The organism is Silvibacterium sp., assembly GCF_047605705.1.
Lineage (GTDB): Bacteria > Acidobacteriota > Terriglobia > Terriglobales > Acidobacteriaceae > Silvibacterium.
Map to the genome: position 1 here is coordinate 1 of NZ_JASGFD010000088.1, position 11,500 is coordinate 11,500.

An 11,500-nucleotide genomic window follows, 5' to 3' on the forward strand; every position below is an offset into this window, starting at 1 on the left:
GCCCTGAGCCCTGAGCCCTGAGCCCTGAGCCCTGAGCCCTGAGCCCTGAGCCCTGTTTACGCCTGCTCTTCGAGCTTGGTCAGCACCTGCGGCGCGATGGCCGATACGCTGCCTGCGCCGAGGGTCAGAATGACGTCCCCGGCCTGGGCGCGTGCGGTCACGCGCTCGACCGCCTGCTGCGCGGTGGCGGCGTACTCCACGCCATCGCGGCCGATCGCCTTTACCAGCGACTCGGCGGTGATGCCGGGGATGGGCTCTTCGCTCGCGGCGTAGATGTCGAGCATCTCGACGGTAGTTGCATCGTCAAAGGACGCGACGAACTCATCGAGGAGATCGCGTGTGCGGGTGAAGCGGTGCGGCTGGAAGATGACGTGAATGTTGCGGTAGCCGCAGTCGCGGGCGGCGCGTAGCGTGGCGCGAATCTCGGTGGGGTGGTGGCCGTAATCGTCGACGACGGCGACATCGCGCACGCAGCCTTTCACCTGAAAGCGGCGATCGACGCCGCGGAATCTGGCGAGGCCCTGGGCGATGGCCTCCGGTGCAATCTCGAGCTGTATGGCGATGGCCACGGCGGCGGTTGCGTTCAGCACGTTGTGCTGGCCTGGAACGTGCAGCTCGAACGGTCCGAGCACACCGCTGGTGGTCGCAACTTCAAAGCGCGAGCGCACACCTTCGGAGGCGGCGAGCATGCGCACCACGAAGTCCGCGCGCGCCGAGGTGCCGTACGTGAAGACGCGGCGGCGCACGCGCGGTAACACCGATGCAAGCAGCTTGTTATCGCAACAGGCTACGCATGCACCGTAGAAAGGCACCTTGTCCATGAACTCGACGAAGGCGTTCTCAACGTCGGCCATGTCGCGGTAGCAGTCCATGTGCTCGCGATCGAGGTTGGTAACGACGGCGAGGATCGGCGAAAGCTTGAGGAAGGAGCGGTCGCTCTCGTCGGCTTCCGCGACGAGGTACTGCGACTTACCGAGGCGGGCATTCGAGCCGAGCGCATCAACGCGGCCTCCGACGACGACCGTCGGATCGAGCTCGCCGGCTGCGAGCACGGTGGCGATCATCGAGGTGGTCGTGGTCTTGCCATGCATGCCGGCTACGGCAATGCCGTACTTCAGGCGCATCAGCTCGGCGAGCATTTCCGCGCGGGCGATGACAGGAATCTTGCGGGCGCGAGCCTCGATGACCTCGGGGTTGCGCTCATTCACCGCCGAGCTCGTGACAATGACCGTCGAGCCGACGACGTTGGCCGCCGCGTGCCCCTCGAAGATGGTCGCGCCGAGAGCCGCCAGCCGCTCGGTGATGGGCGTGCGCCGCAGGTCGGAGCCGGAAACGGGATAGCCGAGGTTGAGCAGGATTTCGGCAATGCCGCTCATGCCGATGCCGCCGATGCCAATGAAGTGTACGCGCTGCGCTTTTGCAAACATGGTTCGCTTTCTAGCGTACCAGCCGCTGCTCCGCGCAGGGCGAATCGCCTTCGGCACACGCTCTCGTTGGTCGCGCTGTCGCGATTCCTCTGTGACGAACCACTGCCGGATGGCCTGTCCGACTTTGCGTCTTTGCGCTGAATGGGAGGCCTGTAGTGGCACGAACCTCTCTGTGGAGAATCACTCTCTACCGATGTTGTAGAGTGGCTCGCGATGAAAAAATCCTGGTATGGATGGCTGATGATGCTTGGCTGTGCGATGCCTCTCTTCGCGCAGGAGCAGTCGCCGCAGACGGGCTTTCCGAAGACCATCGTGCATGTGACGCAGGGGGATCTGGCCGGGATTCCCGCCGAGGCGTATGCGCCGGTACTCGTCTTCAAGGACATTCCTTATGCGGCTCCTCCGGTGGGCGATCTGCGCTGGCGTCCGCCACAGCCGCCTGCCGCGTGGACAGGCGTGCGCGATGCGACGCAGTACGGGCCGGCATGCGTGCAGGCGGGTGTCGCACGCAGCCAGGTGAGTGAAGATTGCCTGACCCTGAACGTGTGGACGCCGTCGCTGCAGCCCGCAGTCCCGGCGCCGGTAATGGTCTACATCCATGGCGGAGGCTTCGTGCATGGCACGGCGAGTGGTTCGTCGCTGAATGGTGTGGCGCTGGCGCGGCGCGGAGCTGTTGTGGTCACACTCAACTATCGTCTCGGCGTATTCGGATTTCTTGCGCACCCGGATCTGACACGCGAATCGCCTCAGCACGCCTCGGGCAACTACGGGCTCATGGATCAGATCGCCGCGCTGCGCTGGGTGCGCGAGAACATCGCTGCCTTCGGTGGCGATGCGCACAACATCACGGTCTTTGGCGAGAGCGCGGGTGCAACCAGCATCGGCTATCTGTTGGTGTCGCCGTTGGCGGTAGGGGATGCGCATACGCCGCGCGCCTTCGACAAGGCGATTCTCGAAAGCCCTTCGTCGCTGTTCACGCCGGACCCGGAGCTGCGCGCCAGTTATCGCGGCCTTACGGGGATGGAAACCATCGGCCTCGCCATCGCGCCGACGATCGCCGAGTTGCGTGGACTCTCGACAGAAGAGGTGCTGGCCCGTACAGGCGAGGCCACAGCAAAACTCTTCGGACCGGGTGGAGCGGGTCGTGCGCGGCTGCGCCCGGAGAGCCATGCGCAATCGCCGCGTGTCATCGATCATCCGTGGTGGCCGTATGTCGATGGCTATGTAATTCCCGGGCAGCATGCACGGCTCTATGCGGAAGGCCGCGGTCTGCGTGTGCCGGTGATGGTGGGGACGAATGCCGACGAGGCATCGATGTTTATCCGCGCATTGCCCGCGCATACGCCGGAAGAGTGGGCGCAGTACGTCGAGAGCACCTACATGCCGTGCGGAGGAGAGTTGCTGCCGCTGTATCCGGCTGCCTCTGCGGAGCAGATTCCGCAGGCGGCGGATCACCTGGTCACCGATGCGTTGTTTCTTTATGGAGCCTTCGAGACGGCTCGCGCCGAGCACGCCTACCTCTATCGCTTCACGCGCGTGAGTCCCGGAAACATGAAGGCGAAAGCCGGGGCCCGGCATTCCGCGGAGCTCGATTATGTCTTCGGGCTCACGCACGATCGTCCCGAGGATTATGAGGCGGCGGATCATCGCCTCTCCGACCGCATGATGACCGCGTGGCTGCACTTTGCGCGCACAGGCGATCCGCGCCTGATGGATAGCTCACTGTGGCAGCGCATCGGTTCAAACGGCGAGACGCCGTACATGGAGTTCGGCGATACCGACGCGGTGCGCGATCTTCCGGATACGACCTTTCGTGTCTTCGAGAAGCTATGGCCTCCGAGCGGTAAGGCTCCTGCATGTGCAGCGCACTGAAGAGTTTCTGCGAACTGTCATCGTAGGTTCACACCTTTGTGCATTCTGCGAACCCACCTCTCAGAATCGAGAGGTGGGGCACCCGATGGCGCGAGCGCAGAACCGCAGGTTCCTCCACTGCGCGGCCTGCGGCTGCTCCGGTCGGAATGACAGATGTTGCACGCTCTCCGCGCTTTTTGTCCCCTCGCACTAGCAAAAAAGCTTGAGTGGGCCACCCGAATCGAATCGCGACCAACGGGAGCGGAGGCCGAAGGCGATTCGCCCTGCGCGCAGCAGGTTGTGTGGATCGCGAAAAATAATCTCCGCAACAATCTGCGAGACCTGCTGTTTACCTGTTCAGAGCAACGGAGAGCAGGCAAGACGAGGCTCTCCGGGAAAGAGCACGGCAACTTCGAGAGCAGTTCGAAGACCGGCTCGAAAGGAGCTCAGATGAAAGGCATCCTTCGCACTCTTGCAATGACCGGAATGATCGCCGCGGGTGCGGTAGCAGCACAGGCGCAGGTTGGCTTTGCAGTCGGCATTGGAGCTCCAGTAGCCCCTGTCGCTTACGGAAACTACATCCCGCCCTGCCCGGGTGTGGACTATGTGTGGACTCCGGGCTACTACGCGGGCGCGGTATGGATGCCGGGACAGTGGGTCCATCATGACCACTATGTTGTTGCGCGCGGCTACGGTTACGCGCCGCATTACGACCGCGGATTTTATGACCGCGGACCCCAGTTTGATCATCGCGGCTGGGACCATGGGCGCCGCTAAGGCGTGAGCTCATGAGCCGCGACCGGGCGAGGTTTCCTCAACGTCGCCTTGGCCGAAACACCCGGACGCTCCCCGCGTCCGGGTGTTTTCATTTCTGGCCGGACCGCATCCAACAGGGCGGAGGTGGAGATGGTTCGTCCCTGTTATCTGGTCGTGGACCGGGAATTTCCCGGCAGCATCTCGACGCGCAAGCTGGTGATCGAGACAGCAAAATTCAACGTGTTGACGGCATACAGCGCCCGCGAGGCGATCGAAATGCTGCGGGTTTTTCCGGCGGTGAGCGGCGTGGTGGTCGATGAGGATATCGACGACATCCCTTGCCATGCGCTGGTGGGAGCGCTGCGGGAGTTCCAGCCGCTGGTCAACGTCATCGTGATCTCCGGACCCAGCGGACGGGAATGCCCGGGAGCAAACTACCATCTCGACAGCTTCGATCCCCGGAAGCTGCTGGGCATCATGGCAGCTCTACACCCGAAAGAGACGAAAGAGATCGCCACGCGGGATGAGGAACTCGACAAGCTGCGGGGTGGGCCGAAGACCGAGCCGGGCGAGGGCGATTCCGGCAGGTAGCGGTATCCGCCCTGGCCCGGGTTTTGTCGGCACCAGGCGGGGAACGGCTACCGTTGGAGGGGAAGCCGCATCCAATAGGTGGAGCTGCCATGAGCACCGTCCACCCAGATGCCGAACATGCCGGGATCGCCGAGGGAGCTGTCGAACAGCGCCCCGCTGAACCCCGTGCCGTCTCGTTCACCCTGGGAGAGAGGCAGCCGCTTACTCAGCTCGAGGTGCAGCAGGCAGCCGAGATCGAAACGATGTACCGGACTGCGCCGATAGGGCTGGCGTTGTTCGATGCCGTGGAGTTTCGCTATCTCCGCCTGAACGACCGGCAGGCCGAGTTCTTTGGATTCCCTCCGGAATACCTGTTGGGAAAGACCGTGACGGAGATGGCGCCGATCCCCGGCGTGCAGGAGCTCTTCGAGCAGGTGGCCGCCGGCACGCCGGTTGTCGCTTATCCGCTGGAGGGCGAGCTGGTGGGGCGTCCCGGCGAATATCGCTACTGGACGGTGAACTACTACCCGGTCTACGGCGAGGACGGCAAGGTCGTAGCGATCAGCGCGGCATCGCTTGAGATTACGCAGCAGAAGAAGGCGGAGATGGCGCTGGCGCAGAACGAGCGCACGGCGATCCTCGGCCGGCTCGCCACATCCATCTCGCATGAGATCAACAATCCGCTCGAAGCGGTGACGAACCTGCTATATCTCATCGGCCAGGATAGGGCGCTCTCCGCAGCAAGCCGCACGCACCTGGAGATGGCCGAACAGGAACTGGCGCGGGTCGGACAGATTGCCACGCAGTCTCTGCGCTTCCAGCGCCGCTCGCAGGAGTTCGTATCCATTTCGTCTGCGGGGCTGGTCGACGAGCTCGTGCACCTCTTCGACCGGAAGCTGATCCTGTCGCGGATCGATGTGACCCGGGAGTTTCGCACCCAGGCGAAGATCTGGGTGCTGGAAAACGAGATCAAGCAGGTGCTGAGCAACATCGTGGAAAACGCAATCGACGCCATGCCCGAGGGAGGCAGGTTGCGTTTCCGTGTGTCAGACTGCGTGGCCTGTGGACCGTATGGATCCGAACGGGACGGCGTTCGCATCACGATTGCCGATACCGGGCATGGCATGTCGCGGACCACGCTGGCGCGTATCCATGAGCCCTTCTTTACGACGAAGCAGATGGAAGGGAACGGCATCGGCATGTGAGTGTCGGCCGATATCGTAAAGCGGCACGGAGGAACGATCCGCATTTCCAGCTCTCAGCGCCCGGCGCATCACGGAACCGTGATCTCGATCTTTCTGCCGCATTCCATCCCGCGTGACGGGCAGCAACCAGCTGGTTAATTCGCAGCCTAAGGCTGTACCGACACATTCTGAATGCCTACCTTTGCAGAATTTTTCAAAAGAAGCTTGTCATTCCGACCGAAGCGAGACATTTTTTTGTCTCGCGTAGTGGAGGAACCTGCAGTTTTTTCCGCACATTCGAGGATGCTCGGAAGCCTCACTGCAGGTTCCTCCACTGCGCTCCCTGCGTTCGCTTCGGTCGGAATGACAGCTTCGAAATAGAGCAGCCAGACAATAAGTCGGTGTGCCCTAGGGTGCGTCCAGATCCTTCCGCTCGCGCACGACCTCCAAATGGTCGCCCGCATCCTTCATCTCGTAGAGCTTGCCCCGCGCATTGCGGAACGGCCGATGCAGGACGAGCATCAGCGAGCCATCGAAGGTGTGGAAGAGCATACCGTGGCCGCTGTCTTCATACACAAGCGGAGCGAGCTGCTCCCATGGGCCTTCGATCGCGCCGGACTTTGAGCGCGCGATGGTCTGGATATATGTGTCGTCGTTGGAATAGCTCGACCACAGCATCAGCAGATGCCCATCGCGGGTGCGATAGAGCTCGGGCCCATCCGTCACATACTGCGCTGCCGTGGTGGAAGGCGTCTGCCCCTGATCCAGCCACGGCGCGTCCGAGGCCTTGAAGAGGAAGATCGGGTCGCCCACGCGCTTCGAGAGGTCGTCGTTGAGTCGAACAGCCTCGATGGTGCCGTCTGTCTTCTGCAGCCACTCATGCGCATATACCAGCCAGGGATGATTCGCCGGATCCACGTAGAGCGTGCCGTCGAGGGTCATGAAGTTGTCCGGCGGCAGCGGCGCGTCGGGATCGAGCGGATGAAAGGGGCCGAGCGGGGAATCGCTGACCGCGCTGATGGTGCCGCGCCGATAGGTGGGACGCACGGCGTTTCGGCCCGGAGGCAGTGGCTTGCTGTCGTCATGCACCGTCGTAAAGAGGTAGTAGCGGCCTTGCCAGCGGTGTACCTCGGGCGCCCACGCGCCTTTCTGCGCCCAGCGCAGCTCCGAGGTGGAGAAGACCTCGACCGGCTTCTCCCAGTGCTGCAGATCCCTGCTGCGGTAGACCATGGTCCCCGGTCCTGGTACTCCGGACATGGCAGGCACGTTGGAGGTGTAGAGGTAGTACGTCCTGTCCGCGTCGTTCGCGAGGATCCAGGGATCGTGCAGCGGCATGTCCGGCAGCGTGAGCGCCGCAGCGCCGGCCGTCTGTGCGTGCGATATGCTGCCTGCTGCCATCAGGACAGCCCAAAGGCCGATCAGGAGCTGTAAATTCCTGCGCATCGTACTCCTCATGCTGGTTCTCATTCATGGAGAACACTACACGAGAAGTGGAGAGCAGGCAGAGCCGTCCGCACGCAGAGAGGCATCGGCCGGAAGCTTTGAATTTTAGGGTGTACTTGGTGGAGCTAAACGGGATCGAACCGTTGACCTCCTCGTTGCGAACGAGGCGCTCTCCCAGCTGAGCTATAGCCCCACAGCGGCGGGATACTTCCGTAGTTTAGCAAGGATGCGGGATTTCGCAAAGCGCTCCGGTGGCGCGTGATCGCCAGCACCTTCGCATTAGAAGAGCTGGCTTGGGGCCTACATCGCGCCGTCCATGTCAGAAACGGTGGAAATCGGGAATCAACGCTGATTTTTATAGGCAAAATGGCGGACTGCTGTGAACATGGCAACGCATTCCAGCGTCCTTCCTGCAGGGATAACAAAATCGTCATCCTGAGCTGCTGGGTGTTAGCTGTCCCGCTACTCCTGCGCGCTGAAACCTCATAAGACCAAAATGATCTCCGGAGGCTGGATTGGCTGCTTTCCGCTGGCGCATGCTCCTGCGCATTCTTCCTTTTTCGTTGTGCCTGGCGCCTGCGGGATGCAGGCATTCTGAAGTACTGACCGTCTCCGGTCCCTCCGGGATGCATCGCGTGCCGGAAGGCAGTGTCGAGAGTACTGAGAATCCGCAGGTCGTGCGCTACACCGTCGCCTCCGAGGAGCCTGCCAGCGTGACGGTCTTCTTCTGGCACGATTCCGAATCGAAGCTGCAGACATGGACGAAGCCGGCAACGGGCGATAGTGAGCCGCTGACCCTGTTGGTGGCGGGAATGCGGCCGGACACGGACTATCACCTGCGCGCCGAGCTGAAGTTTGGCGATGGATCGGTGATCGAAGACCGCGAGCATCTTTTTCATACCGGCTCGCTGCCGTCCGGCGTTGCTTCCATGCGGATTCATGCGCAGGATGCCGCTCCCGGCATGCAGCCGGGAGTCGAGCTGCTCGATTCGAGCGTGGGTCAGCAGGCGCAGGGTGTGGTCACAGACTTTGAAGGACGCATCCTGTGGCACTACGAGATGCCGGATGCGCAGAGCCAGCACCGCATGCATTTTCTCCGCCAGGTGCAGGGGTTGCGCGATCGCGTGTACCGCTTCTTTCATCACGCACCGCATCCGGATGCGCTCACCGTAGAGGCGCGCCGCACGGCCGATGAGCCGGAACTTGCTGTGTTAAAGAATCTGGCGGACTTTCAGATCGTGAATCCGATCCAGCAGCTGCCGAACGGAGATTTCGCACTGGTCTACGGATTGCCTTCGCAGACGCTGCTGGCCGGGCCGATGCCTGCCGGCGCTGTTTCCGGTGTGCGGGAGATCGATCTGAGCGGACATGTCGTGCGCGAGATCACGATTTCCGAGCTCAATGAAAAGCTGCGTGCGGCGGGCCATGGCGAGATGGAGCTGCAGATGTTCCATCACAACGTGGAGGTGCTGCCGAATGGACACTGGCTGGTGCTTGCCAATGGCTTTCGCCCGGGCACGCATCCGCAGCAGGGCGAAACGGATGTCTTCGGCGATGAGATCGTCGAGCTCGACTGCACGCTGAGCCCGGTATGGGTGTGGAGCAGCTTCGACCATCTGGACCTGAAGCATCATCCGCTGCTTTGGCCGGACTGGACGCATGCGAACGCGGTGGTCTATACGCCGGATGACGGCAACCTGCTTGTCTCCATGCGCGACCAGAGCTGGGTGCTCAAGATCGACTATCGCAACGGCCGCGGCACGGGCAAGGTGTTGTGGCGGCTGGGAGCAGGCGGCGATTTCAAGCTGATCGGCGGGCGCGATCCCCAGGACTGGAACTACGCGCAGCACTTTCCATCCATCGTGGGGCCGCGCAGCGCAGGTCGCTTCGATCTGACGATGATGGATAACGGCAACGGGCGGCCCGATGATCACGGCACGTCCTGTGTGGAGCCTACGGAGAAACGCGCAGGCACACCGTGCTACTCGACGGTGCCGGTCTTCGAGATCGATGAACAGGCGCGAACCGCGACCATCGTGGCGCGGAAGGTCTTTCCTCCGCGGCAGTTTTCGACATGGGGCGGCAACGCAGACCAGCTTCCGAACGGCAACTTTGAAGTGACGCTCTCTTCGCAGCCGGATGCGAAGGGAAAGTATCTCGTCTCGAATGTGTATGAGCTGAGTGCGGCTCCGGTGTTCCATCCGATATGGCAGCTGACCACGCAGTTGCCGAAGCAGGTGGGCAGCCTCTATCGCGCGCATCGCTTGCAAAGTCTCTATCCCGGTGTGACCTGGCCCGATCCTGCGATGCTCCATGAAGTAGAAAGTGGAGCAGGAAAAGGAGCGGAAACGGGAGCGGCGCGATGATTGCGCCGCCCGCGCAGACACCTTCTTCTCAGGTTCAGGCACAGCAGGAAGAATCGGCTTCGGCGCTGCGTATCCGTGTGGCTGCGATCTTTGCCGAGCATCGGTCCCGGCTCATACCGACGCACTCGAAGGAGGCGCGTGCCGCGCGCCTCTACCCCATGCTTTATGTGGGCTTCGCCCTGCCGGTCATCCTCGTGCTATGTTTCGTCTCTCTGCCTTGCTTTGTGCCGGATGAGGCGAACCATCTGCTGCGTGCCGACCAGGTCTCCTGTGGTGAAGTGATCGGCGAGAGCGCGCAGGGTGCTGAGGCTGGAGGTCAGGTAGACAGCGGTCTGCTGCGGCTTGCGAACGGATTCAGCCGTCTGCGGAACCGCTGGAAGGCGCGCTACACAGGTGCGGCGCATCCTCCGGCGCGGATCTCTCTGCGCGAGTTCCAGTCGCTTGAGACTATTCAGTGGTCGGGAAGCGCGAAGTGGGCCGGCTTCGGCAACACCGCAATTTATCCGCCCACTTCCTACCTGCCGCAGGCTGCTGGGTTGTGGATGGGCGCGCGCTTCGGACTCTCGGTGCTGCATACGATCTTCCTGGCCCGGCTTCTCACGGCGCTGTGCGCGATGGCGCTGGGCTGCTGGGCGATCGCCATCTGCGGCAGTGGACGGCTGCTGTTGGCTGTGGTGTTGCTGCTGCCGCAGACGCTGTATCTCTACGCCTCGATGAGCCAGGATGCGATGCTCATCGCCTATACGCTGTGTGGACTGGCGCTGGTGTCCCGTGCGGTGACGGAGAGCCGCCTGCTGAGCAGCAGCGAACTGCCGCTTGCGCTGTGTTTTTTCCTGATGTGCGCCGCGGCGCGGCCTCCGCTGCTGCTGCTATCCGCCGTACTGCTTCTGCCGCCGCTGTGCCTGCGTCGAACCCGTCGTGAGACATTGCGTACGCTGGGCTGCCTTGCCCTGCTGGCTGCGGTGACGCTGGCTTGGTCATGGAGAGCGAAGCACCTCGGCCCGCTCACAACGTGGAACGGCGGCAATCCTCCGGCCCAGGTGATCTACGTGCAGCATCATCTTTCGCAGGTTCCGGGCATCGCCTTGCATACGATAAAAGCGGACTGGGGCAAGCTCCTCTTCAGCATGATCGGCTGCTTCGGCTACCTGGATACATTTCTTCCCGGAATGGCGTATCCGTTGTTCCTGGAGCTGCTCGTTGCCGCGGTGCTGCTCGATTCGCGGCGCAGGCGCGTACGTCCGGCGCTGGCGCTGCTGGTGGTTGCTAGTGTGGCCGGAGTGGTGGCAGTGATGTACGCGCTCGAATACCTCATAGCCACACCGCCGGGCGGCGGACACGCGCTGGGCATGCAGGGGCGTTATCTGCTGCCATTGCTGCCAGCTCTGGGTTTGCTCGGCGTGGTGCTGCCGCGTCCGCGGGAGTGGGGACGGCCAGCACTGGTGCTGGTGCTTGCGGGCATTGTGGACCTGCGTCTGCCGCTGATCCTGGCGAGTGAGTTCTATCACCAGAGTCTGTGGGGCGTGCTGCAGATGATCTGGTAGCAGATTCCAGGTCGGTTCTAGCGCTGCTGCGGGGTGAGCGCTTCGGGCAGTGTCACGGTACCGCGCGTTGGGACGCTGACACTCTTTCCCAGAGGCAGATAGCGGCCGATCACCGTGGCCCTCGCCCATTCCAGCTCCCAGCCGTCGGTGATGGCAACGACGGTGTAACGGCCTGGCGCGATCTGCGACAGTATGAAGCTGCCATCGGTAGCTGATTCGGCGCGGCGGAAGAGAGAAGGGCTATCTTCGGAGTTCTCCGGGACCAGCACGAGCATTGCCCCGGAGACCGGCACACCGTTCGTCCGCACAAAGCCCGACACCTCGCCTGCATCTTCGGTCAGTGTCGCGACCATTGTGAC

The 11,500-nt window shown here is 62.6% G+C and carries 9 protein-coding genes and 1 tRNA gene; 6 read left to right on the plus strand and 4 right to left on the minus strand.

The window, feature by feature from the left end:
* Positions 1-56: 56 nt before the first annotated feature.
* Positions 57-1,427: a UDP-N-acetylmuramate--L-alanine ligase gene (gene murC / locus QM649_RS19415; protein ID WP_415200736.1), complete on the minus strand. Its 1,371-nt coding sequence runs from the start codon at positions 1,425-1,427 to the stop codon at positions 57-59.
* Between the two features lie 213 nt (positions 1,428-1,640).
* Between murC and QM649_RS19420 the strand changes: the two genes are divergently transcribed.
* The 4 genes from QM649_RS19420 (at position 1,641) to QM649_RS19435 (ending at position 5,809) form a co-directional block, all read left to right on the plus strand.
* Positions 1,641-3,299 (plus strand): carboxylesterase/lipase family protein, encoded by a 1,659-nt coding sequence (locus QM649_RS19420; RefSeq protein ID WP_415200737.1) that lies wholly within the window; start codon positions 1,641-1,643, stop codon positions 3,297-3,299.
* 429 nt (positions 3,300-3,728) lie between these two features.
* On the plus strand, positions 3,729-4,055 hold the full coding sequence (locus QM649_RS19425; protein ID WP_415200738.1) for a hypothetical protein: 327 nt from the start codon (positions 3,729-3,731) through the stop codon (positions 4,053-4,055).
* 129 nt (positions 4,056-4,184) lie between these two features.
* Positions 4,185-4,625, plus strand: a complete 441-nt coding sequence (locus QM649_RS19430) for a response regulator (RefSeq protein WP_415200739.1) — start codon at positions 4,185-4,187, stop codon at positions 4,623-4,625.
* Positions 4,626-4,714: 89 nt separating this feature from the next.
* A complete protein-coding gene (locus QM649_RS19435) occupies positions 4,715-5,809 on the plus strand; it encodes a two-component system sensor histidine kinase NtrB (protein ID WP_415200740.1) in 1,095 nt (364 codons plus the stop codon).
* A gap of 387 nt (positions 5,810-6,196) precedes the next feature.
* On the opposite strand, the gene QM649_RS19440 is transcribed toward QM649_RS19435, so the two are convergent.
* Together QM649_RS19440 and QM649_RS19445 are read right to left on the minus strand one after the other, a co-directional pair.
* Entirely contained in the window at positions 6,197-7,231 is a 1,035-nt protein-coding gene (locus QM649_RS19440; RefSeq protein ID WP_415200741.1) for a glycoside hydrolase family 43 protein, read from the minus strand.
* A 117-nt stretch (positions 7,232-7,348) separates the two neighbouring features.
* Positions 7,349-7,424, minus strand: a tRNA-Ala gene (locus tag QM649_RS19445).
* Positions 7,425-7,746: 322 nt separating this feature from the next.
* Between QM649_RS19445 and QM649_RS19450 the strand changes: the two genes are divergently transcribed.
* Entirely contained in the window at positions 7,747-9,597 is a 1,851-nt protein-coding gene (locus QM649_RS19450; RefSeq protein ID WP_415200742.1) for an aryl-sulfate sulfotransferase, read from the plus strand.
* On the plus strand, positions 9,594-11,141 hold the full coding sequence (locus tag QM649_RS19455; protein WP_415200743.1) for a DUF2142 domain-containing protein: 1,548 nt from the start codon (positions 9,594-9,596) through the stop codon (positions 11,139-11,141). Before QM649_RS19450 ends, QM649_RS19455 begins: the two co-directional genes overlap by 4 nt.
* Positions 11,142-11,158: 17 nt before the next feature.
* Here QM649_RS19455 and QM649_RS19460 read toward each other — a convergent pair.
* A partial coding sequence (locus QM649_RS19460) for a carboxypeptidase-like regulatory domain-containing protein (protein WP_415200744.1) occupies positions 11,159-11,500 on the minus strand: 342 nt, incomplete at its 5' end.